Below are 24,380 nucleotides of genomic sequence, written 5' to 3' on the forward strand. Positions count from 1 at the left end.
CGAGGTGGGCGGTTCGCATCCGGGAGGCACCATGCACCACCGAACGGTCGATGAGCTCATGACCCGGGGCGTCGTCCGGGCTCGGCGTGACACGCCGTTCAAGGAGCTCGTCAGGCTCCTGGCGGAGAACGATGTCACTGCCGTGCCCGTGGTGGACGATCTGGACCGCCCCATGGGGGTGGTGTCCGAGGCCGACCTGCTGCGCAAGAGCGCCGATCAGGCCGATCCGTCGGGCAGGACCCCCGTTCCGCACCTGGAAGCCTGGGAGCGGGCCAAGGCCGAGGGCTCCCGCGCCGAGGAACTCATGTCGGCCCCGGCGGTGTGCGCGCGCCCGGAGTGGAGCGTTGTCGAGGCTGCCCGCCTCATGGAGGCCCAGCACGTCAAGCGGCTGCCCGTGGTGGATGAGGCGGACCGGCTCCTGGGCATCATCAGCCGTGGTGATCTGCTGCGGATCTTCCTGCGCCGTGACGACGCCATCCGTGAGGAGATCACCGGCGACCTGCTGCGGCACACCATGGGGATCGATCCGACGGAGGTGACGGTCGAGGTACGAGACGGGCGGGTTGCCCTCGGTGGCGTCGTGGAGTACAGGGGTCTGATCCCCGTGATTGAACAATTGTGCCGCGGAGTCGATGGTGTCGTCTCGGTCGCCAGCCACATCGCCTATCGCACGGACGACGCTCGGCGTCCCTCCAGCGGCGCCTGACCGGGGGTGTCATGGATGGTCAGCTTCGAACCTGCCGGGGTTCACCAGCGACCTGACGGGTGCTCGGCTGAGGCGTACCCATGCCTTGGATGGCGCGGTCGTCGATGTTCAGAAGCTGCTGAGCGAGGTAGGGAGGACGCCTGCAAGGTGTTCGGACACGGCACCACCACGGGAGCCCCCGGCGACTCACCGCGCCGGGCCGGCACTGTCCTGCGACCTGGCGACCAGGAACCGCGTGGCAGCGGACAGCGTGGTCAGTTCCGGGTAGTCCTCCTCGTCGATCCGGATTCCCGTGCGCTCGGACAGCAGCTCCACCAGGCTGAGGAAGTCGAGCGAATCGAGTTCCAGAACATCACGGAACTTGTCGTCGGGTTCGACCTGAGTGAAGTCCGCGTCGGGGATGATCTGGGTGATCGACTCCTTGACCACGGCCATGGCCTCAGCGTTGTCCAGGGGCTTCATCTGACTCACAACTCCTCCGGTTTCTGCAGCAGTCGGTCGACCGCCGTGAGGTAGCGGGCCCCGACGGCACCGTCCGTGGCCCGGTGGTCGGCGGCCAGAGTCGCGGTCACCAGGGGACGCACGCCGAGCATGCCGTTCGCGGCCCAGGGCCGCTCGACGACCGCGCCGAAGCCGACCAGGGCCACCTGGGGCGGATGGATGACACCGAAGACGGTCTCCACGCCCTGGTCACCGAGGTTGGTGACGGTCAGGGTGGCGCCGGTCATCTCGCTGCCGCGCAGCTTTCCCCTGCGGGCGCGCTCGACCAGGTCTTTGAGGATCGTCATGAGGGCGTCGGGCGGCAGCGTGTCCGCGCCGTGGATGACCGGCGCGAGCAGTCCGCCCTGCCGGAGCGACACCGCGACACCCAGGTTCACCGCGGGGCCGGGGACGAACCCGTCGTTCTGCCAGTAGCCGTTCAGGGTCGGTACCTGCTGCGCCGCCACGGCGGCGGCCTTCAACAGGAGAGCCGCAGGCACCAGGCGGTCGGCGGGTGGGCGGCCGCGGTTGATCCGGCGCAGCCAGTCCCCGGCCGCTGTCAGGTCGATGGTGGTGGACAGGTAGTAGTGGGGGATCTCCCGTTTGGAGCGGCTCATGAGGTCGGCGATGGCACGGCGCATGGTGTCCTTACGCTGTTCCGCCCCGCTGTCGGTCGGCACCGCGATGTGCGGGTGCTGCTCGTCGTCCCGACGACGTTCGGCCGGCCCGCCCGGTTCGTGCCGCCCGTCGCGTGCGCGCACAGCCGTGTGCACGTCCGCCGCTCGAACGGCTCCGCCGTCCCCGGTGCCCCGCAGTGCCGCCAGGTCGACGCCCAGGTCACGGGCAAGCCGCCTGGCGTATGGGGTAGCCCGCACTCTGGGCGCAAGAGGTGGCTGGGCGTGCTCCACGTCGGCACGGGTGATCCGTCCGCCGGGTCCTGTGCCGTGCAGTGTCGTCAGGTCGAGGCCCCGCAGCGCCGCGAGGTGCCGCACCAGGGGTCCGGCTCCCAGGGCCGACTCGGCCTCGGGGGACATCTGCGGCGGCGGGTGCGTGAGGCTGCCCGTTGCGCGTACGGGCTGCCCGGCGGACTTCTTCGGGGACTTCGTGCGTACTGGCTCCTGAACCGGCTTCCGCTCGCGGACTGCCTTCCGGCGAGACCGCGGACGCTCGTCGTGCGCAAGCGGCTCCTGTTCAGACTTGGCGCCCTTGGGCGCCCGGGCCCTCTCCCGATGGGGAACTTCGGCGACCGTCTCGGCGGCCAGGGGGGAGCCCTGCTCCGCCGCGATCCTCGCCTGCTCCTCGGGTGCGCCCTCGCCTTGGATCACCGCGAGAGGTGTCCCCACCGGCACCCGGGTTCCCGGCGGGACGAGCAGCTGTCCCACGGTGCCGGACTCGAAACACTCGACCTCGATGGCCGCCTTGTCGGTTTCCACGACCGCCACGACATCGCCCTTGCGCACCCGGTCGCCAGGACCCACGAGCCACTCCTGCAACACGCCTTCGTCCATGTCCGCGCCGAGCGAGGGCATGGTGAACTCGGTCATCTCAGCCCGCCCTCCCGGTGACCGCCTGTCGTTCCGCCGCGTCGGCACCGGTCGGCACGGGGCCGCCGACGGCGCGACGTGCGGCGGCGACGATTCCGTCGACCTGGGGCAGCGCGGCCTCCTCCAGCCTGCGCGCGTACGGCATGGGCACTTCGGCGCTGCACACCCGTCCCACGGGGGCATCGAGGTCGTAGAAGTGCTGCTCGGTGACGCGTGCCGAGATCTCCGCCGCAAGGCTGCCGGTGCGCCATCCCTCGTCGATGACGACGGCACGGTGGGTGCGCGCGACGGAGTCGCCGATGGTGGTGTCGTCCAGGGGGCGCAGGGTACGCAGGTCGACGACCTCCGCGCTGATGCCGTCGTTCGCCAGGTCGTCGGCGGCGGCGAGTGCCTTGGGCAGCGAGCCGCCGTAGGTGATCAGCGAGACGTCCGTGCCGGGGCGGCGGACGGCCGCGTGATCGATGTCGACCGGGCCCGTGTCGGCCGGCAGGTCGCCCGAGACGTTGTACAGGCTGCCGTGCTCGAAGATCAGCACGGGGTCGGGATCGGCGAGCGCAGGGGCCAGCATGTACCGGGCGTCGGTGAGGGTCGCCGGGGCCAGGACCCGCAGGCCGGGGATGTGCGCGTACCAGCCTTCCAGGCTGTGCGAGTGCTGGGCCGCCAGCTGCCGACCCGCACCCGTGGTCATCCGGATCACGATCGGTACCGGCAGCTGACCGCCCGACATGTGCAGCAGGGTCGCCGCGTTGTTGAGGATCTGGTCCAGGGCCAACAGACTGAAGTTGACCGTCATGATCTCGACGATCGGCCGCATGCCGGCCAGGGCCGCGCCGATGCCGGCGCCGACGAAGGCGGACTCGGACAGCGGGGCATCGCGGATCCGTTCGGGTCCGAACTCCTCCAGCAGGCCGAGGCTGACACCGAAGCAGCCGCCGTACCGGCCGACGTCCTCGCCCATCAGGAACACACGCTCGTCGGTGCGCAGCGCCTCGCGCAGGGCCTCGCGCATCGCCTCCCGATAGGTCGTCTTCCGGTCGGAGGAGGCGGCGGGGTCGGTGGTACGGGTGTGGGTCGCGGTCATGGCCGGCTCACCCCCACCGGACTGGTGACGTACTTCAGCAGATCCTCGACGGGCTCATCGGGAGCCTGCTCGGCGGCCTCGACGGCACCGTCGATCTCGGCGGACAGACGGTCCTCCAGAGCGGTGCGGGCCTTGTCGGACAGTTCCTTCGCATCTCGCAGGCGCCGGGCGAGCCCTTCGACCGGGTCGCGCTCCTTCCAGTGCTCGATCTCGGCCTTGTCGCGGTAACGGTCGGGGTCGTACATGGAGTGGGCGCGGAAGCGGTACGTGTGCATCTCCAGGAAGTGCGGTCCGGTTCCGGCACGTATGCCTTCGGCCGCCCGCCGGGCTGCGTCCTCGACGGCGAAGACGTCCATGCCGTCGACGGCCCAGGAGACCATGCCGTACCCGGCGGCCCGCAGCGCGAGGTCGGTCTGGGCCTGGTGGCGGGCCAGGGCCGTGCCCATTGCGTAAAGGTTGTTCTCGCAGACCAGCAGCAAGGGCAGTTCCCAGAGCGCGGCGAGGTTGGCGGTCTCGTGGAACTCGCCCTCGGCGAAGGCGCCGTCGCCGAAGAAGCAGCAGGTGACTCGGTTGCGGCCGGTCATGCGGTCGGCGAGGGCGAGGCCGGCCGCGAGAGGGATCCCGCCGCCGACGATCGCGTTGCCGCCGTAGAAGCGGCGGCCGGCGTCGAACAGGTGCATGGATCCGCCCCGGCCACGGCTGCAGCCGGTGACCTTGCCGAACATCTCGGCCATGATCGCCTCGGCCGGAACCCCGCGCGCGAGTGCGTGCCCGTGCTCGCGGTACGTCGACACGACCGCGTCGGCGTCCGTGAGAGCCTCGTTGACGCCGACGGCCACGGCTTCCTCACCGATGTAGAGGTGCATGAAACCCCGGATACGGGCGGCGCTGTACAACTCCACGCAGCGTTCCTCGAACCGGCGGACGCGCAGCATCGACTCGAACAGGGCAAGGCGGTGCGCGGCTTGACGGTTCGGCCGGGTGGCGGGTCGCGGTGCGTGGGTGGTGCGGGCAGTGCTCATGCGGATTGCTCCGTCCTCGCCAGGGAGGAGGCGTCCGGGGAGGAGTCGGCCTTCTCCAGAGTGGAGGTGTCGCCTTCGGGCAGGCCGAGTTCGCGTGCCCGCAGCAGGCGGCGCATGACCTTGCCACTGCGGGTGTGCGGCAGGTGCTGGTCGAAGGCGATCTCGCGCGGCGCCACGGCCGGGCCCAGTCGGCGTCTGGCGAAGGCCAGCAGTTCCTGCCGGGTTGTGGTGGTCGCGTCGAAGCCCGGCCGCAGCGCGACGAACGCCTTGACGATGTTCCCGGCGACCGGATCGGGTCGGCCGATGACCCCGGCCTCGGCGACCGCAGGGTGCTCCATCAGGACACTCTCGACCTCGAATGGCCCGATGAGGTGTCCCGCCGACTTGATGACGTCGTCGGCGCGCCCCACGAACCAGTACCAGCCGGCAGCGTCGCGTCGCACCAGATCGCCGGTGAGGTACCAGCCGTCCGCGAAGGCCGCCGCGGTGCGTGGCTCGTCGTGCAGGTAGCCGCGGAACATGGACGGCCAGCCGGGCCGGAGCGCCAGTTCGCCTTCCACGCCGGGCTCCTCCAGCACCGTGACCCGGCCGCCGATGATCTGGGCCCGACCGTCCTCGCCACGCCGCAGCACCGCCGCTTCCACACCGGGCAGCGGACGGCCCATGGAGCCGGGGCGGATGTCGCAGCCGGCAAAGTTGGCGATCATGATCGCGCCTGTCTCGGTCTGCCACCAATTGTCGTGCACCGGCAGCCCCAGCACGTCCCGTCCCCACACCACGGCCTCCGGGTTGAGCGGCTCGCCGACCGACGCGACGAACCGCAGCGCGCGCAGGTCGAACGAGCGAGGCAGGTCGTACGGTCCGGTCCTCGGCGTCGTCCGCATCAGCATGCGCAGGGCCGTTGGCGCCGTGTACCAGACACTCACCCGTTGCTCGGCGAGGATCCGGTACCAGCGACGGGCGTCGTAGTCGCCCTCGTCCACCACGACCGTCACGCCGTGCATGAGCGGTGCGACGATCCCGTAGGACATGCCGGTGACCCAACCCGGGTCGGCGGTGCACCAGAACACGTCGTTCTGGTGGAGGTCGAGGGCGTAGAGCGCGGACATGTAGTGGGCTACGGCGGCCTCGTGCACGTGCACTGCGCCCTTGGGGGTGCCTGTGGTGCCGCTCGTGAAGTGCAGCAGGGCCATGTCGTGGGGCGACGTGGGCGGGATGGTGAAGGTGTCGGCCGCGTCGGCCATCAGAGCGGCGAGGGGAACAGTGCCGGGCAGTTCATCGGCGCCCTCGCCGACGATCAGCACATGGCGCAGGGAGGCAAGCGCGCCGCGTCGCCCGGCGACCTTCCTGCGGTACAGCTCCGCCGTGGTGACCAGTACCTGCGCGTCGCTCAGCGTCACTCGCTGGGCGACCGGGTCCGGTCCGAAGGCGGAGAACAGCGGGCACAGAACGCTGGTGTTCTTCAGCGTGCCGAGAACCACGGTGTACAGCTCGGGGCACCGCCCCAGCAGCGTCACCACCCGGTCGCCGTGACCGAGCCCGAGGGTACGGAGCACGTTGGCGAATCGTGCCGTCGAACGGGCCAGATCCGCGTAGGTCACGCAGGTCACGGAGTCGTCGCGCCCGACGCAGCGCAGCGCGACTGCCGTCGCCCGGGTCGATGCCGCGTGCCGGTCAACGGCCTCGTGCGCGATGTTCAGTCCCCGCCCGCCGGGCAGCCCCTCCAGCCTGGCCCGTGCCTCTGACCACGAAAAGCCGGCACACTCCTCGTCGTAGTCACCCAGATTGGGGGCAATCCGAGGCGGAGTGTCCTTCCGGATCGTCTCCCACCGCATGCCAGCCCTCCTTCCTTCGGGGCCTTCTTCAACCATCCGTCCGGGCCGCTCCGCCCGCACTGGGTCGAACGGCCCCCGTACGTGCCCGGACGGCTCAGGTCCACTTCCGCCGCCTGCCTGAGACGACGATCAGGTTGAACTCCGATGCACCCTGCGGCGTCTCGGCGCACCGGGCGTGCTGATCATTGCGGAGCAGCTGGGGCGCCCGCCGGACCACAGTCCGCAGGGGCTGTCGGCTGCTCCGATGGGAACAACGGGACAAACGGACTGAAAAGGTGCCCATATGGCTCTATCGGCGCATCGCCGCACCGTAAATGCTGCGATCGTGGGCTTGAGAGGACGGCAAGACGCCAGCTCTGCCGTCCACGGCGCTGAAGGAGATCGGTCATGAGCACCGATGTCGATGCGAACGCCTTCCCGCCCGCCGCGACCGACGGGCTCGTCATGGGCAAGGACGGAATGGCCGCGCTCGTGGACGTGCTGATCGGACGCGGGTTCACGGTGATCGGCCCCACGGTGCGGGACAGTGCGATCGTACTGGCGGAGCTGCGGTCGGCCGACGAGTTGCCGTACGGATGGGGCGTGGAGCTGGAGGCCGGGCGGTACCGGTTGCGCGAGCGGTCAGACGGCGCGGCCTTCGCGAACGCGGCGGGCCCCCAGTCCTGGAAGTCGTTCCTGCATCCTGCGCGGGTGCGGGAGTGGAGCGCCGACCGGGTGGAGGGCGAGTTGGTCCTCACGGCCGACCAGGCCGCGCCTTCCCGGTACGCCTTCCTCGGCGTGCGTCCCTGCGACCTGCGGGCCATCGCCATCCAGGACCGGGTACTGACCGGTGGGGCGTACCGCGACCCCGTCTACGCGGGGCGGCGCTCCGGGGCACTGCTGATCGCGGTCGAGTGCACGGAGCCCGGCGCCACCTGCTTCTGCGTCTCGATGGGCACCGGACCCGCCGCCGGCCCCGGCTACGACTTGGTGATGACCGAAGTGGTCGATGAGGACGGGCACCGCTTCTGGATCCGCGGCGGCAGCCAGGAAGGTGCGGAGATCCTGGCCGAACTGCCCGGTCGTCCGGCCGACCCCGAAACCCGGGAGACGGCTCGCGCAGGTGTCACGGCCGCCGCGGACCGCATGGGACGGACCATGCCCGAGGCCGATCTGCGGGAACTGATGGCCGGAACACTCGACGCGCCCCGCTGGGACGACGTCGCCGGGCGGTGCCTGACCTGCGGAAACTGCACCATGGTGTGCCCCACCTGCTTCTGCACCACCACCGAGGACGTCACCGACCTCACCGGCGACCACGCGGAGCGGTGGCGGCTGTGGGACTCGTGCTTCGATCTGGACTTCTCCCACCTGCACGGCGGCCCGGTCCGTGCCTCCTCGCGCAGCCGCTACCGGCAGTGGATGACCCACAAGCTCGGTACCTGGCACGACCAGTTCGGATCGTCCGGCTGCGTGGGCTGCGGCCGCTGCATCGTGTGGTGCCCGGTCGGCATCGACATCACCGAGGAAGCCGCCGCCCTGCACGACTGGACACGGTCCGGGGCATCGGATGATGGGGCGGCGTCGTGACCGGGCTTCCCGCCTTCCCGGACTCCGCTGCGGTCGAACGGCTGCCGGGAGGCGGGTCACCATGAGTACCGTGGTGCCCCCGCTGCCGTACCGCGTCGCCGGCACCAGGGCCGAGACCGCCGACACCCGGTCGATCGAACTCGCGCCGGTCGGACGGGAACTCCCGTCCTTCGCACCGGGGCAGTTCGCGATGATCTACGCGTTCGGAGTTGGCGAGGTGCCCATCTCGGCCAGCGCCCTGCGCGGCCGCCACGGAGGTCTCGTACACACCGTGCGCGCGGTGGGTGCGGTCTCGACCGCGCTGTACCGGATGCGCCCGGGCGACACCGTCGGGCTCAGCGGGCCCTACGGTACCGGCTGGGACCTTGATGCGGCGGTCGGCCACGATGTGCTGGTGATCGCCGGCGGCATCGGGCTGGCTCCGCTCCGGCCGGTTGTGCAGGCAGTCCTGGACCGGCCTGCCGCGTACGGTCGGCTCGCGGTCCTGGTGGGCGCCCGTACCCCTGCCGATCTGGTCTACCGCGACGAGATCGAGAGCTGGCGCGATCCGGCCCGGGTGGAGGTGACCGTCGACCGTCCCGGCCCCGGGTGGCACGGTGCGGTGGGTGTGGTCACCACGCTCCTGGACCGCCTCGACCTGCGGCCCGAACGGACCTGCGCGTTCGTGTGCGGGCCCGAGGTGATGATGCGGCACACCGCGCGCGCCCTCTTGGCCCGGGGCCTGGCCTCGCAGCGCGTTCAGGTGTCCTTGGAACGCAACATGCACTGCGCCACCGGCCATTGCGGTCACTGCCAACTCGGCCCGCTCCTCCTGTGCCGCGACGGACCGGTCGTCGGCTATGACCGCGTGGCACAACTGCTCCTCGTGAGGGAGTTGTGACATGGCCACCGACCCCGGACTCGTCACCGACCCACGGCCCACGCTCGCCGTGTGGAAGTTCGCCTCCTGCGACGGCTGCCAGCTGACCCTGCTCGACTGCGAGGACGAACTCCTCGGTCTGACCGAACGAGTACGGATCGACCACTTCCTGGAGATGACCCCGGTCGAAGGCGCCGGCGGGGAGCGCGCGCGACCGGACGGCCGGGGCCCGTACGACCTCTCCCTGGTCGAAGGGTCGATCACCACCGCCGAGGACGCCGAGCGGATCCAGCACATCCGCAGCGTGTCCAAGTATCTGGTGACCATTGGAGCCTGCGCCACCGCGGGCGGCATCCAGGCACTGCGCAACTTCGCCGACGTCGACGAGTTCCTTGCCGCGGTCTACGCCCGGCCCGAGTACATCTCCACGCTGGAGACCTCGACACCGATCTCGGCGCACGTCCCGGTCGATTTCGAACTGCGCGGCTGCCCCATCGACCGCCGCCAGCTGCTCGAAGTCATCACCGCCCACCTGGCCGGACGCAAACCCCGGATCCCCAGCCACAGCGTCTGCTTCGAGTGCAAGAGGCGCGGCACCACCTGCATCACCGTGGCCCACGGCACCCCCTGTCTGGGCCCGGTCACCCACGCCGGTTGCGGCGCCATCTGCCCCGCCTACGGACGCGGGTGCTACGGATGCTTCGGACCCACGGGCCGGCCCAACCTGCGCTCCATGGTCGCGCAGTTGCGCCACGACGGGATGAGCGAGCGGGACATTCAGCGTGTCTTCCGTACCTTCAACGCCGCGTCGCCGGAATATGCCCCCGTACCCGACCTCGTGGCCGAGGAGCAGGACAGCCCTCGGGACACGACGGAAGCTCGCCCGGAAAGGCCCGCATGAACCATGGTGGAACCCGTGTCCTGCGACTGGACGCGCTGGCCAGAGTGGAAGGCGAGGCCGCCCTGCACCTACGTGTCGACGGGGGACTGTCGTCGAGACGCGGCTGCGCATCTACGAACCGCCACGGTTCTTCGAGGCCTTCCTGACCGGCCGGGCCCATACCGAACCCCCCGACATCACAGCTCGCATCTGCGGCATCTGCCCGGTCGCGTATCAGATGAGCGCCTGCCAGGCGATCGAGAACGCCTGCGGGGTCACGGTGGACGGCCCGCTCGCGGAACTGCGGCGCCTGCTGTACTGCGGCGAGTGGATCGAGAGTCACACCCTGCACGTCTATCTGCTGCACGCTCCGGACTTTCTCGGCCATGCGGACGTGGTGGGGCTGGCCCGGGACCAACGTGCCGCCGTGGAGCGTGGCCTGAGGCTCAAGCAGGCCGGTAACGCGATCCTCGAACAGCTCGGCGGCCGTCCCATCCACCCGGTCAACGTCCGAGTCGGCGGCTTCTACCGGACGCCGACGCCGCAGGAACTCCGCCCGCTGGCGGAACGACTCCGACAGGCCCGAGAGGACGCGCTGGAGACCGTCCGCTGGGTGGCCGCGTTCGACTTTCCCGACACCGTGTGCGACCACGACCTGCTCGCACTGCGTGACCCCGGCCGCTACGCCATCGACTCCGGAACGCCGGCGGTCATGGCCGCCCACGGCGGAAGTCCGGCGTTGCGCGAGTTCACCCTGTCCGACTTCGAACAGCGCGTTCAGGAAGGGCAGGTGCCGTACTCCACTGCCCTGACCGCCACTCTCGACGGACGCCGCTTCCTGACCGGTCCGCTGGCGCGCTACGCGATCAACGGCCGGTGGCTGCATCCCGTGGCGGCCGAGGCGGCGCGGGCCGCCGGGCTGGGCGACCCCGCCGCCGGCGCGATCTGCGACAACCCCTTCCGAAGCATCGCCGTACGCGCCGTGGAGGTGGTGCATGCCGTCGAGGAAGCCCTGCGGATCATCGACGGGTACGAACAACCTCTCCGACCGGCCGTCCAGGTGCCGCCACGCAAGGCGGCCGGCGCCGGGGCCACCGAGGCGCCCCGGGGCCTGCTGTACCACCGCTACGTTCTCGCGGAGGACGGCACGCTCACCGAGGCCCGCATCGTTCCGCCCACGGCCCAGAACCAGACGGCCATCGAGGAGGACGTGCGCAGGGCGGTTCAGGCGCGCCTGGACAGGGTCGGGCCCGCCGCCGACGACGAGGAGCTCACCCACTTGTGCGAACGGGCCATCCGGAATCACGATCCCTGCATCTCCTGCGCCGCGCACTTCCTCGACCTGACGGTGGAGCGCAGATGAGCGGCCGGGTGCTGGTGATCGGTGTGGGCAATCCCCTGCGCGGTGACGACGGGATCGGCCCGGCAGTGGTGGAGGCGTTGCGGGGCCGTGTTCCGCAGGACACCGTCCTGGTGGTCAGCGACGGTGAACCCGCACGCATGCTCGACCTGTGGCGGGGTGCGGACACCGTGGTCGTCGTGGAAGCCCTGCGTGCAGAGCCGGCCCGGCCGGGTGAGGTGCGCACCCTGACACCGGTGGAAGCGGCCTGCCACGCACCGGGTACGGCGAGCACACATGCCTTCGGCCTGGGGGAGTGCCTCGCCCTGGCGGAGGCCCTGGACCAGCTGCCCCACAGGCTCGTCGTGCACGCCGTGGAGGTGGCCGACGTCGCACTCGGCGCGGGCCTGAGCGAAGCGGTGCGGTCGGCCCTTCCCGAACTCACCGACCGCGTTGCTGCCTCCGTCCGACAGGCATACGCACGGAACCACTAGGGCCTCTCCGGCGGATCATGCCGCAGACGACGATGCGACGCCCCGCCACATCGAGCCATAGGGGGCCGAAAGTCCTCCGACGCGGGCCGAAGCGCCCCTCGCAATGCCAACGGGAGAGTGCCACGGTGAAGTTCACCACCATGCGCTGCACCAGGTGGCGGCCCTGTGAAAGGTGGTGGGCAAGATGACACTTCCTCTGGTGGTGGGCGTCGACGGCTCGGACTCGTGTCTGCTCGCGGTCGACTGGGCCCTGGACGAGGCCGAACGCCACGGTCTGCCCCTGAGGCTCGTCTACGCCTCCCTGTGGGCGCGCTACGAGGGCGGCCTCCCGTCGGTGGGCCAGGGGCGCCCCTCCGAACGGGTGCTGGCTGAGCACATCGTGGCCTCCGCAGCGGAACGCGCCCAGCGGCGCGGCCCTGATGTGAAGGTCACCACCGACATCGTTCCGGGCGAAGCAGCGGAGGTTCTCGTGCGCGAGGGAAATGATGCCTTCGCGCTGGTGACGGGATCGCGCGGCCGCGGTGAACTCAAGGGGCTGCTTCTCGGATCGGTCGGCCTGGCCGTGGCGGGCCGGGCGCACTGCCCGGTGGTCGTGGTCCGGGGCGATCGTGTAGGCCTGGCGGGTAGGCATGAGCGGATCCTGCTCGGTCTGGGGGAAGCCGGCACCGGCGTGGAGGCCGTGCGGTTCGCCTTCCGCGAGGCCGAGTTGCGCGGCTGCATCCTGGATGTCGTACATGCTTGGCGCAGGCCCTCCCATGACAGGCGCGGCGAGGGGGTACGGGCCGAAGGGCCGACAGACGTATACGAGGAGGGAGCCTCCGCCCTTCTCGACGCTCAGCTCAAGGCTGCGACCGCCGAGTATCCCCACGTCCGAATGCGCCGAACGACGCTTGAGGGCCCTGCCGGCAAGATCCTGGTGGACCGGTCGGCGGCCGCCGACCTCGTGATCATCGGCGCACGCCGCAGGACGGGCCACTTCGGGTTCCAGCTGGGTGGCGTGAGCCACGCCGTGCTGCACCACGGCCAGTGCCCGGTCGTGGTCGTACCTCAGAGGCGGTGAGTGCATTCCAGTGGACGGAGGGCCGATGAGCAAGCGCACCCGAGTTGCCCCGCGAGCCGAGCGTGCCCGCTGCGGTGCCCGGTTGCCGTCGCCCGGGACGGCGCGGCTTTCGGCCTCCCGGCCGATGGCCGGCTCCGTCCGCCGGAGTGGCCGATGCGCGGTCGGCGAGTGGATCCTGCTGCCCGGCGGCACGTGGCGACGTGTCGAAACGATCCGGGTGCCAAGCCTGTTCGGCTGAGAACGAGAGGCATGTGACGAAGCGGTCGTCGGCACATTCCCACTCCAGGAGTGCCCCGTCTCCTGGGGCCGAACGGCACTCACGAGGACCATGGGGCCCATAGCTGGCGGGCATGCGAACACCGTGTCTCCCCGGTCACCGGCCTTCCCGCGGCTTGCCCGGGGAGCGGACCCCCGACGGCGGGCGTGCGGTGACCGGTCAGGCGGCGACCGCCCCGGTGCGCAGTCGGAGTCCCACTTGCTCGCGCACCGCGTTCGGGGGAGTGATCACTTACGGTACGGGGCGTGGGGGACGTCGGCCGGTCCATCGACCGCCGCCGCGCCGCCCAGTCGGTCGCCGTGGACGTCGGCGCGGACGTGGCCGGCTCGGTCCGTACGCACGTGGTGCACGCCGATGCCCCCGACGTCCTGTTGCGGGCCGCCGAGGCAGCCGAGGCCACTGGTGGGGGGCAGCCGGGGGAGGGTGGGTTCGCCCGCGCCTTGCTCGGTTCGGTCAGCCGGCATGTGTCACAGCACGCGAGCTGTCCGGTGGTGATCGTGCGCGCCGAGCCGTCGTGAACCGAAGCAGAAGCCGGAACGGCCCGGAGGGATCACTGGAAGGCCGCGTGGATCTCCTGCTCGGTGGCCTCGTGCGAGACGAGCAGGAGTTCGTCGCCCGGCAGCAGAGTCACTTCGGGGCTCGGCACCGTGGGACGCCCGTCGCGGACGACGGTGGCGACGACGGTGCCGGCCGGCAGCGTGATCTCGCCCAGCGGGTGACCCGCCGCCCGGGAGTCCTCGGTGATCGCTGTCTCGATGACCTCGACGCCCGCCTTGCTCAGACGCAGCAGCGCCACCGTGTCCGTGGCACCGGTGGCCTCCTCGATCAGGGAGATCAGCGGGGTGGCCGCGGGCACCGCGACGTCCACACCCCACCGCCCGTCGAAGAGCCAGGCGTTCTCCGCGTCGTTGACACGCGCGGCCACACGCGCCACCCCGAACTGGCGCTTCGCGAGCAGGCTGATGACGAGGTTGTCCTCGTCCCGGCCGGTGGCGGCGATGACGAGGTCGCAGGTCAGCGCGCCCGCTCGCTCCAGGAGTACGGGTTCGCAGGCGTCCCCGGCCACCAGCTGTACGGAGGGCAGGCCCTTGATCTCGGCGATGCGGTCCTCGTCGTGCTCGACCAGGGTGACGGCGTTGCGTGCCGCGGAGAGCACCTGGGCGATCTGGGTGCCGAAGCGGCCCGCTCCGGCGATGAGGACGTTCACGTTCCCAGCTCCTTGTCGAGAAAGCCGCGCAGCCGGCCCAGCGCGGTGGCGGCGACGGCGAAGGTGACCAGGTCGCCCGGTTCGGCCAGGACACCGTGGGCGGGCAGCAGCGACCGGCCGGCGCGGGTGACCTCCACGACGCGGATCTCCCCGTCGACATCGAACTCGGTCAGCGGCCGTCCGGTGAGATAGCCCGGCAGCTGGGAGCGGACCACGAGGGTCTCGCCGCTGCCGAAGGAGAGTTCCGGGGTGAGATGGCGGTGCAGCAGCATCTGGTGGATGCGGCCGACGGCCCACCGGACGCTGGAGATCGTCGGGATGCCCAGCTCCCGGTAGATGTCGGCGCGGCGGGGATCGTGGATGCGGGCCAGGACGATCGGGACCCGGTACGTCTCCTTGGCGGTCCGCGCGCTGACGATGTTGCTGTTGTCCCCGGAGGCGACCGCGACGAACGCGTCCGTGTGATCGATCCCGGCCGCTTCCAGCACGGACCGGCTGAAGCCGTTGCCCGCGTGGAAGGCGCCGGGGAATCCCGGCGGCAGCAGCCCGCGTGCCTTGGGCTGCCGGTCGACGAGGCGTACGTCGTGGCCTTCGGCGACGAGCTGCGTGGCGAGCGTGGCACCGACCCGGCCGCAGCCCACGATGATCACTCTCATCGTGTTTCTCCCTTCGGGGACGTACTACGCCGCCGCAGCACCCATTTCCGTGCTTCCTCGGCGGCCAGCAACAGCGCTCCGCACGCGGCCAGAACCGCCCAGTCGGCGGCGGCCAGCGGCGCGGTGTTGAAGATCGCCCGGAGCGGCGGTGCGTAGCTGATGGCGGCCATCAGCCCGATTCCGAAGCAGCCTGCGGCCAGCAGCCAGGGATTGGTGAACAGGCCGGCTCGGAAGACGCTCTGCCGGTCGGTGCGCACCGCGAGCGCGTTGAAGAACTGGCTGACGACGATGCCCGCCTGGACCATGGTGATCGCCTCCCGGTAGACGGGATCGCTCTTGGTGAAGTCCGCGTACGGGATGCCGGAGGCGTGGATGTGCCAGAAGAACACGGCGCACACGCCGAGGGCCTGGATGCCGCCGAGGAAGAGGATGCGGCCCATGACCGCCGTCGAGAACAGCCGTTCGCGGCGCGGCCGTGGCGGGCTGTCCATGACGTCGTGCTCCATCGGCTCGGCGCCGAGGGCCAACGCGGGCAGCACGTCCGAGCCGAGGTCGATGGCGAGGATCTGTACGGCCGTGATCGGAACCAGCGGGAACCCGGCGAAGGTCGCCGCGAGAATCGGCACGAGTTCGGCGATGTTGTGGCTGAAGAGATAGATCAGGAACTTGCGGATGTTCCGGTAGACCGAACGGCCAAGCCCCACCGCCGTGGTGATGGAGGCGAAGGAGTCGTCGAGCAGCACCATCACCGCCGCCTCGCGGGCGACGTCCGTGCCGGAGGCGCCCATGGCGACACCGATGTCCGCGTGCTTGAGGGCAGGGGCGTCGTTGGCGCCGTCCCCCGTGACGGCGACGACCTCGCCGCGCCGCTGCAGCGCGGTGACCACCCGCATCTTGTGCTCCGGACTGACCCTGCACAGCAACAGCTCGGCGGAACCCGCCAGCAGCGCGTCCAGGGCGCCGTCGTCCAGAGCGTCCAGCTGCGTGCCCGTCACCACGGACGGGGCCTGTTCCCGCACGATGCCGACGCGACGGGCGACGGCTTCCGCGGTCAGGGGGTGATCGCCGGTGACCATGACGATGCGGATCCCGGCCCGTCGGCAGGCGTCCACAGCGTCCCTCACCTCCGGCCGGGGCGGGTCGTACATCCCGGCCAGCCCCAGGAAGGTCAGCCCCGACTCGACGTCTCCGAGCGGCGGGTGAGGACCGGCGACCCGCCGCCGGGCGACCGCCAGCACGCGAAGGCCCTGACCAGCCATCCCGTCCGCGGCCGTGGCGATCTCGGCCCGGTCTCCGTCCGTCAACGGTGTGCGGCCGCCGTCCCGGCAGACGGCATCACAGCGGGCGAGCAGCTCCAGCGGTGCGCCCTTGACGTATGCCAGGTAGTCGCCGCCGAGGTCGCGGTGCACGGTGCTCATGAGCTTGCGAGTGGAATCGAAGGGATGCTCCGCCACCCGCGGCGTCCGGGCCTCCTCCGCCGTCGGATCCACGCCCGCCTTCATAGCGGCCACCAGCAGGGCGCCCTCGGTGGTGTCGCCGAGCACCCGCCACCCGTCCCGGCCGGCCGGGGGTACCAGCCGGGCGTTGCTGCACAGGGCCGCCGCCCGCAGCAGCTCCCGCACAGGTGCGGCGTCGGCGACCTCGCCGACGGGCGCGTACCCTACTCCGGTCACGGCGTGCGGCACACCGTTCGCCCACAGCCGTACGACGGTCATCTCGGCCTGGGTGAGCGTGCCCGTCTTGTCGGTGCACACCACGCTCGTCGAACCGAGCGCCTCCACCGCGAGCAACTGCTTGACGAGGGCGCGTCGGCGAGCCATGCGGCGGACACCGATCGCCAGGGACACGGAGAGCGTGGCCGGCAGACCCTCCGGCACCAGGGCGACCATCACCCCGAGCGAGAAGACGAACGTGTCCACGAACGGCTGCCCGCTGGGCACGCGCACCGCGAACAGGAGGGCCCCGGTGGCCAACGCGACGCCCGCCACCCGGCGGGCCATGGCCGCGACCTGCCGCTGCAGCGGGGTCTGCTGCCGGGGCGCCGCAGCGGTGAGCCGGAAGATCCGCCCGAACTCGGTGGCCGTCCCGGTGGCGCACACGACGGCCTTGCCCGTGCCCGCGACCACGTCTGTGCCCATGAACACGAAGTTGCGCGCGTCCAGCGGCGGCCCCGCCGGCACCGGTCCGTCGACGCGTGCGACGGCGTCGCTCTCGCCCGTGAGCGCCGCGTTGTTGACAGCGACCTCGTGCGCCTCGACCAGTCGGCAGTCGGCCGACACCGCGTCCCCGGCCTCCAGGAGCACGACATCACCGGGAACCAGATCGCGCGCGGGCAGGTCCCGCGGTACACCGTCCCGGAGCACCCGGCAGGTGTGCGGCACCATCGCCTGCAGGGACTCCGCCGTCCGCTCGGCGGAGTACTCCTGGGCGAAGCCGATGCCGGCGTTCAGCAGCACCACGCCGAGGATGGCCAGCGCCAGCTGAAGTGTGGCCGCATCCCGGGGCTGTTCCAGCGCATACGCGAGGAAGGTGATCGCCGAGGAGACGAGCAGCACGACGGCGAAGAGGTCGGTGAACTGCGCGATCAGGCGTCGCCATACGTGCCCACGGCTCACGCCGGGAAGCTCGTTGAGGCCGTAGCGGGTCTGTCGCGCGGCGGCCTCGGCCGGAGGGAGACCACGCGGGGAACTGCTGAGGACGGCGAAGACTTCCCGGACGGGCAGAGAAGGGAGGGACGGAACGGGGGTACCCGGCCGGTCCCGCTGCGGTTCGGTCGCGGGGAGCGCAGCGTCCGCCGGTGGGCCGCCGTCGCGTAGCACGGCCGTTCCCCATCGGGCCGGTTCACGGCTCATAGGTACCACCGCATGCCGCAGGCGGCCCAGGCGGCTCCTGCAGCACGCTCCAGGTGACCGGTCCCAGCAGGTCGGCCAGTCGCCGGAAGACGTCCAGGAACAGGTCGTCGACGGTCAGCACCCCCACCACCCCGCCCTCGTTGAGGACCGGAAGACGACGCACCCCGGTGCGGCGGAACGTCAGGTATGCCACCTGAAGGTCGTCGTCGGCGTCGACTGTGACGACCTGGGCCGACATCACCGCGTGCACCGGCGTCTCGGGGGCCAGGCCGCCGCCCAAGCCGCGTAGGGCGAGGTCGCGGTCGGTGACGATGCCGAGCAGTGCATCGTCCTCCACGACGAGGGCGGAGCCGATGGCGCGCTCGGTCATCCGCCGGGTCACCTCCAGCAGAGAGACATGGGGTGCGACGCACACCGGAGGGGCAGTCATCACCTCGGAGACCTTCATGCGACTCCTCCTCGCCGTCGGGCCCGGAGCGGGGGCGCTTTGTCGGGAAGCGGTTGACGGGACGGTGTCCCACGGGCGGCTCTCCCCCACGCTTTCCGGCAGGGTGCGGACTTCGACACGTCTTGTTTCAGGCGATGTCGAGCGCTTCGTGCAACGGCCGACGCGGCCGGGTGGCCTTCGGGGTCGTAACCGAGCCGGAGCACCATCTGCATGCGGGCCATCGCCGACAGAGGGTCGCGAGCCGCCCAGCGGAGTCAGGTATCGGAACGTCCATGGCTGTGCGTTGTGCAGCGAGAGCGCCGCCGTGGCGTCCGCCACGAGGGCCGTGACGGTGTGTTCGTCAAAGAGTTCCGCTGACACGGTGACTTCCCTTCGCTGGGGATCTGCCGGCCTCGGCCGGGAAGTCGGCAGCCCGCGCCGCGGGCGGACAGGCCGAGCGCATCTCTCCGCATCCCGTCTCCAGCGTGTGCTCCGCGCGCCGCGCCGGGGCAGGGGCCATCCGGGCCCTGGCGCGGGGCCGAGTGGACTTCCCCTGACAGCTGCGTGGCTTACGCAGGTGCGGAGGGAACGGCGATGACGGGGCAGCGGGCGTGGTGCAGCACGCCCTGGCTGACCGAGCCCAGCAGCATGCCGGTGAATCCTCCGCGACCCCGGGTGCCCACCACCAGGCCCAGCGCGTGGGCCGAGGCGTCGGTGAGCACCTGGACGGGATGCCCGACGACCAGTTCGTGCCGCAGGTCCACCTCGGGGTAGCGGGGGCGGCGACCGGCCACGATCTCGGAAAGCAGCCGACGGGCCTCCTGCTGTGACTCGTACTCGTCGAAGATCCTCAGGTGCCCGGGCTCCCAGACGTACAGGGTGCGCAGCTCGGCGCCGCGCAGAGCCGCCTCCTCGAACGCCACGTCGACCGCGGCGCCGGAGTGCTCGCTGCCGTCGACCCCGACGACGTAGTACGCGGGTTCCTGGGTGACGTGCTCCGGCTCGGGCACGACCACCACAGGACAATGGGCGTGGGCCATGACAGGTATGGCGACCGAGGCGGAGCCGAACACCTCCTGGGCCCGGCTCAGGTGCCGCGAGCCCAGCACGACAGCCGTGGCGTCGCGGCTCTGCTCGCGCAGCACCCACACGGGGTCGCCCACCGCGAGCGGCGCGTCCACTTCGAGCTGCGGGTGCTTCGCCCTGACGAACTTCACGGCCTCTTCGAGCACCTGCTTGCCGGCTTCGCGCAGTGCCTCGTTCCACTCCTCCCGGGACGGCGAGATCTCCCGCTTCCCATAGCCCTCGGTCGGCACGCCCTCGACGTGGACCAGACGCAACGGCAGCTGACGGCGAGCGGCCTCATCGGCCGCCCAGGCCAGCGCCATCCGGTGGGCGGGATCGGGATCGACGCCCACCACGATCGGCCGACGATCACCGAGCCGGGACATGACTGCCTCCGGTCAGCAGCTCGTCGGGGGCCGACGAGGCGTCCGCGGACGGGACTGCGGGATGCGGTGCAGACGTCAGATGCCTGAGGTACGCGTCGGGGCCGGGGAAGTACAGGGTCCTCCGTCCGTTTTCGGCCCATCGCACGTCACGGGGCGCCCTGCCGTCCGGATGGTGCAGCCCGACGATTCCGGCGTCGCGGACGATGACCCCGGCCGTGCTGCGGCGTACGACGATCTCGTCGCCGACGCGGGCGCGCGTCGAGGTACCGGTCGCCTCGGGGCCGGGACTCGGCATGGCCAGCTCGTTCTTCTTCGGTGGCGCGGGAGCGGACATCGCCCTCGCCTCCTTCCTGCGATGGCGCGGAGCAGTGCCGCCGCCGATTCCATTCAAGGCCGCGGCACTGCTGACCTGCCAGAGGCCATTGGTCCCCGACCCGGGCTCAGCGACCCTTCCGCCGCACCGGGACTGCTCACTGTGTGCGCTCCGAGAGCGCGGGGGTGCGGAGGGCCGCCGGGTCCGAGGGCATGGCGCGATGTTCCGGGCGCAGTCGGGCTTCGATGTCGGCGCGCACCCTGGCGGTCAGCTCCTCAAGGGCTCGGGACCGGGCCGGCGTGACCGGTTCGGGGTCGTAGATCCGCCGGGCCGATGCGGGCAGAGTGGCGAGGTCCTCGCGGAACCGCTCACGCGCGTTCTGCCACCGGTCCGGCTGCCCCGCTCGCCGACCGCCCCGCATGACTGTGCGCAGCAGCGGCCGTGCGGAGTCCGGCGGGTCCTCTCCGACGAGAGATATGACGTCGGGCCGCCCGGTGCGGCGGAAGACCTGCTTACGGCCCGGCGCCGTGACCTTCGCCGAGGACAGCTTCATCACGGGGCGGCCCTCGTACTCGACGAGCTTGTACGCGGCGTCCAGATAGGGGGCGTCCGCGGCCACTCCCACACGCGTGCCCACGGCGTACACGTCGATCGGGGCACTGGCGCGCACCAGCCGGGCCACGGCGTACTCGTCCAGTCCGCCGCTGGCCACGATCCGCACATCGGTCAGTCCGGCGGCGTCCAGAACGGCGCGTGCTCGGCGGGCCAGTGCGCCGAGGTCTCCGCTGTCCAGGCGGATGGCGCAACCGGGACCGCGCCGAAGATCGGTCAGGACCCGGGCGGCAGTGCGCACGCCTTCCTCGGTGTCGTAGGTGTCGACGAGGAAGGTGACCGGCCCGGGATGGGCGCGCGCGAAGGCGCGGAAGGCCTCTTCCTCGTCGGGGAACGCTTCGATGTAGGAGTGGGCCATGGTGCCCGAGGCCGGGATGCCCAGGGCGGTGGCGGCAGCGACGTCACTGGTGCCGGCGAAGCCCACGAGGGCACCGAGGCGGGCGGCCTGGTGTCCGGCCCACGGGCCGTGGGTGCGGCGCAGCGAGAAGTCCACCACGGACCTTTTGCCCGCGGCCAGGACGCAGCGCGCCGCCTTGGACGCCACGGCCGTCTGGTGGCAGACCTGGTTCAGCAGATACGTCTCGACGAGCTGGGCCTGCGGCAGCGGGGCGGTCACCTCCAGCAGCGGCTCCCCGGCGAAGACCGCGTGGCCCTCCGGCACGGCACGTACCTCTCCCTCAAAAGCGAGGCCGAGGAGAGGTTCGAGGTCTCGTACCGGACGGTGCAGGGCGGCCGCGAACTCCTCGATGTCCTCCCGCTCCACGCGGTAGCCCGCCAGGAAGTCCAGCGCGGGCTCCAGACCCGCGGCCACCAGGAAACCCCGGCCGGGCGGGAGGTCGCGGACAAAGAGGCTGAAGGTGGCGGGGGCCTGCATGTCCTCCCGGAGGTAGGACAGGGCCATGGTCACTTCGTAGAGATCGGTGGTCGTGACGTCGGACATGGTGATCGCCGCCGAGTGTGGTCGTCCCCTGGTCACCAGTCTGACCGCGGGCGGGCCGGGCGAAAGGGACTGGAGGGACCTCAGGTATGGGCCGTTCGGCCTCAGCAGTCGGGACGCGTGTGCGCTGGACTGAGTGTGTCGGCATTGGCGATCACACCGAGGAGGTACCGCGATGGCCACACTGAAGCGCGGGCAGAGGCTCCCGTTCCCGGAGATCCCGGACTGGTTCGAGAGCCTTCCCGCCCGGTTCGCGATGCCCACGATGGGCGAGCTGTACACGGTTCGCATCGAGGACTACATGGAGGACGGCCGTTTCGTGGTGCGGGCGGAGCTTCCGGGCATGTCGCCCGAGAACATCGACGTCTTCATCAGCGACGGGGTGCTGACGGTCCAGGCCGAACGCAACGAACGGGAAGTGGACAAGAACCACAGGGAGATCCGGTACGGCGTGATGAGCCGCAGCGTGACGCTGCCGCCCGGCGCTGATGAGGACGACGTCAAGGCTGACTACACCGACGGCATGCTCACGGTCAGCGTGGGCATGGGTGCCGAGAAGCCGTCGGCCAAGCACGTCGAGATCCAGCGCGGCAGCTGACAGCGGCGGCTGCGTGTGGCGGGCCCCACTACGGGCCCGCCATCGGCGCGCCGCGTGTTGCCGTCAGCGGGCTCCGTGCGCGGCCGCCCAGCGACGTCGTACCGCCTCCTCGTACTCGGCTCCATCCAACGCCAGTTCCATTGCCGCCAGTTCACGTCGCAGCCGAGGTATCCAGTGGCGGCGCAGGGCACGGACCCGCTGCCGGGTCCGTGCGGCCTCGGAGGCGAGCAGTTCGGCGGCTGCCTTGCGGGCGGTGTGTTCCGCTGCGGCGCGGATCGTGGCACGGTAGGCCGTCTCGGCGTGCGCGAGCGCCGTATTGGAGGGTGTCGGTTCCGCGGGTGAGCGGGCGGGGTCGGTCCGGACCACGGCTGCGGGATGGCGCACACCCATCAGCGTGTCCCACTGGACCTCGATAGAGGCCTGGCCCGCAGCCCGTCGGCGAATCTCGGGCTCCCGGGTGGCCGCCACGAGTTCTGCAAGCCTCCTGCGCCGCATCCTGTGCACGGCCTTGGCCGCCTCGTCCGCTGCGGCCCGGATCGGTGCCGCCTCCTGCCGCACATCCGTCAGCTGCGCGAGAGCGGGCTCCAGCTCCGCGGCATGTTCCGCCGTACGGTCGGCGGATACGCCGGTGGCGGACGCTCCCGGTGTTTCCGCCGGACGGAACCGCTTCAGGAAGTCCCGCAGACGCATCGGCGACGTCCTGCCGGTCGGCTGCTCCCTCAGTCTCACGTTCTCGTTCCGCACCGCACCGGATGGGGCCGTCACGCCGTTCCACCAGGGCCGTTCGGCTCTTGGCAAGGATGGCCAGAGCGAAAGACTGGAAGTGCAGGCAATTCGACGGATTCCGGAGGCCGCAGTGAACAGGCACGAGAACTTCTCCGCGGAGGTCGAGGCTCGGCGGGACCGGCCCTCCCGCCCTTGGAGCCCCGGCGAGGCGGAACGACAGGACATGCTGATTCGCTACCTGGGTGCCGTGGCCACGGCTGCGGCTGCATATGCACGCGCCGAAGAGCAGGCCCCGGCAGATGCCACCGGCCGCCCCGTGCCGTCGGCCGCGTCGCCCCCGCAACCGTCCTCGCCGCCCGAAGACGAGATGCCTTTGGTGCGCGACGTGATGGACGTACCCGCCGCCTCCCTGCGCGACGACCTGCCGTACCGCGACATCGCCCGTCTCCTGGCGCGTGAGCAGGTCGGCGCCGTCCCCGTTGTGGATACCGACGACCACGTGGTCGGCGTTGTCTCGGAGAACGATCTGCTTGCGAAGGTCGCCTTCGAGGCCTCCGGTCACCGGCCCGGACACATCGGCAGACTGCGTGAGCGGCGATTGCAGAGCAAGGCCCGCGGTGAGAGGGCGGCCGACCTGATGACGAGCCCGGCGATCACGGTGCTGCCGGGAGCGACCGTCGCCGAGGCCGCCTGGCTTGCCGCGCTGTCCCGGCTGAAGCGGATCCCGGTCACCGACCGCGAGGGCCACCTGGTCGGCGTCGTACGCCGCAACGCGCTGCTGCAGGCCCTCATCAGGGACGACGCAGGGATACGGGCGGAGGTCGAGGCCAGGATCGAGGCTTGCTGCCCGCCGGGTGACCGGGAGACCGTTGAGGTGGCCGTGCACGACGGCATCGTCGAGCTGACAGGGCGGATGCCTCCGGTCAGTACGGATCGGTTGGTGGCGGAGGTGGAGAACATCGCCGACGTCGTCGAGGTGAAGAACCTTCTCACCGCCGCCTGAACCAGGGTTGTCTGGTGGGGTTCCCTGATGCGATCCATGCGCGGAGCGGTCCCCGGCCCCATGCTGGTCCAGGTGAGGGGCGGTGATGTCCGGTTCGGCGTCCAGCGGGTCGGCCACGCGTCGTACGACCTCATGGTCGTCCAGCAGGAACACCCGGATCGGGTTCTGTGGCGGGGTCCACGGCGATGATGGCGATGCCGGTCCGGTCGGCCAGGCGCCGGGCGGCGAGGTGGTCAGGTACCAGCGGCCCCGGCCCACATCCAGGTGGATGCGGTGGGCGATCACACCGTTGGCCGCGACTCGGTCGGCCCATCCGCTGCCCCGGTGCCCGAACGTGACACTGCGGGCGAGGCCGTACCGGTCGTGCCCCAGGTGTGGAGAGGGCCGGTGGCCATGAGTCGACCAACTGCACATCGCGGCCACGGCCAGAGCAGTGCCTCCGGCGGCGGGAT

At 71.0% G+C, this 24,380-nt stretch carries 22 protein-coding genes and 1 pseudogene; 10 read left to right on the forward strand and 13 right to left on the reverse strand.

All coding sequences use genetic code 11. From position 1 onward, the window contains the following. Nucleotides 1-31 precede the first annotated feature (31 nt). Nucleotides 32-706, forward strand: coding sequence for a CBS domain-containing protein (locus tag AAFF41_RS46620; protein WP_319749945.1), 675 nt, complete (start codon nucleotides 32-34; stop codon nucleotides 704-706). A 186-nt stretch (nucleotides 707-892) separates the two neighbouring features. Here the strand turns inward: AAFF41_RS46620 and AAFF41_RS46625 are convergent, their stop codons facing one another. From AAFF41_RS46625 to acsA, 5 genes are all read right to left on the reverse strand, one after another. After that, nucleotides 893-1,168 (reverse strand): acyl carrier protein, encoded by a 276-nt coding sequence (locus AAFF41_RS46625; RefSeq protein ID WP_319749944.1) that lies wholly within the window; start codon nucleotides 1,166-1,168, stop codon nucleotides 893-895. 5 nt (nucleotides 1,169-1,173) lie between these two features. Beyond that, a complete protein-coding gene (locus AAFF41_RS46630; RefSeq protein WP_319749943.1) occupies nucleotides 1,174-2,730 on the reverse strand; it encodes a 2-oxo acid dehydrogenase subunit E2 in 1,557 nt (518 codons plus the stop codon). A gap of 1 nt (nucleotide 2,731) precedes the next feature. Next, nucleotides 2,732-3,811 carry an alpha-ketoacid dehydrogenase subunit beta gene (locus tag AAFF41_RS46635; protein ID WP_319749942.1) on the reverse strand — a complete coding sequence of 360 codons (1,080 nt, stop codon included), beginning with the start codon at nucleotides 3,809-3,811 and terminating at the stop codon, nucleotides 2,732-2,734. Next, a complete protein-coding gene (pdhA, locus tag AAFF41_RS46640; protein WP_388419076.1) occupies nucleotides 3,808-4,746 on the reverse strand; it encodes a pyruvate dehydrogenase (acetyl-transferring) E1 component subunit alpha in 939 nt (312 codons plus the stop codon). The genes AAFF41_RS46635 and pdhA overlap by 4 nt, the downstream gene beginning before the upstream one ends. 83 nt (nucleotides 4,747-4,829) lie before the next feature. After that, nucleotides 4,830-6,668: an acetate--CoA ligase gene (gene acsA, locus AAFF41_RS46645; RefSeq protein ID WP_319749939.1), complete on the reverse strand. Its 1,839-nt coding sequence runs from the start codon at nucleotides 6,666-6,668 to the stop codon at nucleotides 4,830-4,832. A 387-nt stretch (nucleotides 6,669-7,055) separates the two neighbouring features. Between acsA and AAFF41_RS46650 the strand changes: the two genes are divergently transcribed. The 7 genes and pseudogenes from AAFF41_RS46650 (at nucleotide 7,056) to AAFF41_RS46680 (ending at nucleotide 13,664) form a co-directional block, all read left to right on the forward strand. Next, entirely contained in the window at nucleotides 7,056-8,237 is a 1,182-nt protein-coding gene (locus AAFF41_RS46650; RefSeq protein WP_319749937.1) for a 4Fe-4S dicluster domain-containing protein, read from the forward strand. Between the two features lie 61 nt (nucleotides 8,238-8,298). Then, on the forward strand, nucleotides 8,299-9,117 hold the full coding sequence (locus tag AAFF41_RS46655; protein WP_319749935.1) for an FAD/NAD(P)-binding protein: 819 nt from the start codon (nucleotides 8,299-8,301) through the stop codon (nucleotides 9,115-9,117). A gap of 1 nt (nucleotide 9,118) precedes the next feature. Then, on the forward strand, nucleotides 9,119-9,997 hold the full coding sequence (locus AAFF41_RS46660; RefSeq protein WP_319749933.1) for an NADH-quinone oxidoreductase subunit B family protein: 879 nt from the start codon (nucleotides 9,119-9,121) through the stop codon (nucleotides 9,995-9,997). After that, nucleotides 9,994-11,339: pseudogene (locus AAFF41_RS46665) on the forward strand (Ni/Fe hydrogenase subunit alpha). Before AAFF41_RS46660 ends, AAFF41_RS46665 begins: the two are co-directional and overlap by 4 nt. Next, complete coding sequence (locus tag AAFF41_RS46670) at nucleotides 11,336-11,809, forward strand: hydrogenase maturation protease (protein WP_266639550.1); 474 nt, start codon at nucleotides 11,336-11,338, stop codon at nucleotides 11,807-11,809. The pseudogene AAFF41_RS46665 and the gene AAFF41_RS46670 overlap by 4 nt, the downstream one beginning before the upstream one ends. 184 nt (nucleotides 11,810-11,993) lie before the next feature. Then, the gene (locus AAFF41_RS46675) at nucleotides 11,994-12,869 is read left to right on the forward strand and encodes a universal stress protein (RefSeq protein ID WP_319749929.1); all 876 of its coding nucleotides are present in this window, start codon (nucleotides 11,994-11,996) and stop codon (nucleotides 12,867-12,869) included. 522 nt (nucleotides 12,870-13,391) lie between these two features. Further along, nucleotides 13,392-13,664, forward strand: coding sequence for a universal stress protein (locus AAFF41_RS46680; protein WP_319749927.1), 273 nt, complete (start codon nucleotides 13,392-13,394; stop codon nucleotides 13,662-13,664). 32 nt (nucleotides 13,665-13,696) lie between these two features. Here the strand turns inward: AAFF41_RS46680 and AAFF41_RS46685 are convergent, their stop codons facing one another. The 7 genes from AAFF41_RS46685 to AAFF41_RS46715 form a co-directional block, all read right to left on the reverse strand. Continuing rightward, nucleotides 13,697-14,353, reverse strand: a complete 657-nt coding sequence (locus AAFF41_RS46685) for a potassium channel family protein (RefSeq protein ID WP_319749925.1) — start codon at nucleotides 14,351-14,353, stop codon at nucleotides 13,697-13,699. Next, nucleotides 14,350-15,009, reverse strand: coding sequence for a potassium channel family protein (locus tag AAFF41_RS46690; RefSeq protein WP_319749922.1), 660 nt, complete (start codon nucleotides 15,007-15,009; stop codon nucleotides 14,350-14,352). Before AAFF41_RS46690 ends, AAFF41_RS46685 begins: the two co-directional genes overlap by 4 nt. Then, a complete protein-coding gene (locus AAFF41_RS46695) occupies nucleotides 15,006-17,861 on the reverse strand; it encodes a cation-translocating P-type ATPase (protein ID WP_415925916.1) in 2,856 nt (951 codons plus the stop codon). The genes AAFF41_RS46690 and AAFF41_RS46695 overlap by 4 nt, the downstream gene beginning before the upstream one ends. Beyond that, complete coding sequence (locus AAFF41_RS46700) at nucleotides 17,851-18,309, reverse strand: CBS domain-containing protein (protein ID WP_319749920.1); 459 nt, start codon at nucleotides 18,307-18,309, stop codon at nucleotides 17,851-17,853. Before AAFF41_RS46700 ends, AAFF41_RS46695 begins: the two co-directional genes overlap by 11 nt. 548 nt (nucleotides 18,310-18,857) lie before the next feature. After that, nucleotides 18,858-19,739 (reverse strand): universal stress protein, encoded by an 882-nt coding sequence (locus AAFF41_RS46705; RefSeq protein ID WP_319749919.1) that lies wholly within the window; start codon nucleotides 19,737-19,739, stop codon nucleotides 18,858-18,860. After that, a complete protein-coding gene (locus AAFF41_RS46710; protein ID WP_343325974.1) occupies nucleotides 19,723-20,073 on the reverse strand; it encodes a DUF1918 domain-containing protein in 351 nt (116 codons plus the stop codon). The genes AAFF41_RS46705 and AAFF41_RS46710 overlap by 17 nt, the downstream gene beginning before the upstream one ends. A 136-nt stretch (nucleotides 20,074-20,209) precedes the next feature. Then, entirely contained in the window at nucleotides 20,210-21,604 is a 1,395-nt protein-coding gene (locus tag AAFF41_RS46715; protein ID WP_319749917.1) for a nicotinate phosphoribosyltransferase, read from the reverse strand. A 172-nt stretch (nucleotides 21,605-21,776) separates the two neighbouring features. On the opposite strand from AAFF41_RS46715, the gene AAFF41_RS46720 reads away from it, so the two are divergent. After that, nucleotides 21,777-22,199, forward strand: a complete 423-nt coding sequence (locus AAFF41_RS46720) for an Hsp20/alpha crystallin family protein (protein ID WP_319749916.1) — start codon at nucleotides 21,777-21,779, stop codon at nucleotides 22,197-22,199. A 63-nt stretch (nucleotides 22,200-22,262) separates the two neighbouring features. Here the strand turns inward: AAFF41_RS46720 and AAFF41_RS46725 are convergent, their stop codons facing one another. Next, nucleotides 22,263-22,889 (reverse strand): V-type ATP synthase subunit D, encoded by a 627-nt coding sequence (locus AAFF41_RS46725; RefSeq protein WP_343325975.1) that lies wholly within the window; start codon nucleotides 22,887-22,889, stop codon nucleotides 22,263-22,265. Nucleotides 22,890-23,055: 166 nt separating this feature from the next. Between AAFF41_RS46725 and AAFF41_RS46730 the strand changes: the two genes are divergently transcribed. Further along, the gene (locus AAFF41_RS46730; protein ID WP_343325976.1) at nucleotides 23,056-23,928 is read left to right on the forward strand and encodes a CBS domain-containing protein; all 873 of its coding nucleotides are present in this window, start codon (nucleotides 23,056-23,058) and stop codon (nucleotides 23,926-23,928) included. The last annotated feature ends 452 nt before the right edge of the window (nucleotides 23,929-24,380 follow it).

Source organism: Streptomyces mirabilis, assembly GCF_039503195.1.
Taxonomy (GTDB): domain Bacteria; phylum Actinomycetota; class Actinomycetes; order Streptomycetales; family Streptomycetaceae; genus Streptomyces; species Streptomyces mirabilis_D.

Bases quoted from the DNA above. Each gene is read 5' to 3' on its own strand.
- AAFF41_RS46620 (WP_319749945.1), top strand. From the start codon at position 32: ATGCACCACCGAACGGTCGATGAGCTCATGACCCGGGGCGTCGTCCGG.
- AAFF41_RS46625 (WP_319749944.1), bottom strand. From the start codon at position 1,168: ATGAAGCCCCTGGACAACGCTGAGGCCATGGCCGTGGTCAAGGAGTCG.
- AAFF41_RS46630 (WP_319749943.1), bottom strand. From the start codon at position 2,730: ATGACCGAGTTCACCATGCCCTCGCTCGGCGCGGACATGGACGAAGGC.
- AAFF41_RS46635 (WP_319749942.1), bottom strand. From the start codon at position 3,811: ATGACCGCGACCCACACCCGTACCACCGACCCCGCCGCCTCCTCCGAC.
- pdhA (WP_388419076.1), bottom strand. From the start codon at position 4,746: ATGCTGCGCGTCCGCCGGTTCGAGGAACGCTGCGTGGAGTTGTACAGC.
- acsA (WP_319749939.1), bottom strand. From the start codon at position 6,668: ATGCGGTGGGAGACGATCCGGAAGGACACTCCGCCTCGGATTGCCCCC.
- AAFF41_RS46650 (WP_319749937.1), top strand. From the start codon at position 7,056: ATGAGCACCGATGTCGATGCGAACGCCTTCCCGCCCGCCGCGACCGAC.
- AAFF41_RS46655 (WP_319749935.1), top strand. From the start codon at position 8,299: ATGAGTACCGTGGTGCCCCCGCTGCCGTACCGCGTCGCCGGCACCAGG.
- AAFF41_RS46660 (WP_319749933.1), top strand. From the start codon at position 9,119: ATGGCCACCGACCCCGGACTCGTCACCGACCCACGGCCCACGCTCGCC.
- AAFF41_RS46670 (WP_266639550.1), top strand. From the start codon at position 11,336: ATGAGCGGCCGGGTGCTGGTGATCGGTGTGGGCAATCCCCTGCGCGGT.
- AAFF41_RS46675 (WP_319749929.1), top strand. From the start codon at position 11,994: ATGACACTTCCTCTGGTGGTGGGCGTCGACGGCTCGGACTCGTGTCTG.
- AAFF41_RS46690 (WP_319749922.1), bottom strand. From the start codon at position 15,009: ATGAGAGTGATCATCGTGGGCTGCGGCCGGGTCGGTGCCACGCTCGCC.
- AAFF41_RS46695 (WP_415925916.1), bottom strand. From the start codon at position 17,861: ATGAGCCGTGAACCGGCCCGATGGGGAACGGCCGTGCTACGCGACGGC.
- AAFF41_RS46700 (WP_319749920.1), bottom strand. From the start codon at position 18,309: ATGAAGGTCTCCGAGGTGATGACTGCCCCTCCGGTGTGCGTCGCACCC.
- AAFF41_RS46705 (WP_319749919.1), bottom strand. From the start codon at position 19,739: ATGTCCCGGCTCGGTGATCGTCGGCCGATCGTGGTGGGCGTCGATCCC.
- AAFF41_RS46710 (WP_343325974.1), bottom strand. From the start codon at position 20,073: ATGTCCGCTCCCGCGCCACCGAAGAAGAACGAGCTGGCCATGCCGAGT.
- AAFF41_RS46715 (WP_319749917.1), bottom strand. From the start codon at position 21,604: ATGTCCGACGTCACGACCACCGATCTCTACGAAGTGACCATGGCCCTG.
- AAFF41_RS46720 (WP_319749916.1), top strand. From the start codon at position 21,777: ATGGCCACACTGAAGCGCGGGCAGAGGCTCCCGTTCCCGGAGATCCCG.
- AAFF41_RS46725 (WP_343325975.1), bottom strand. From the start codon at position 22,889: ATGCGTCTGCGGGACTTCCTGAAGCGGTTCCGTCCGGCGGAAACACCG.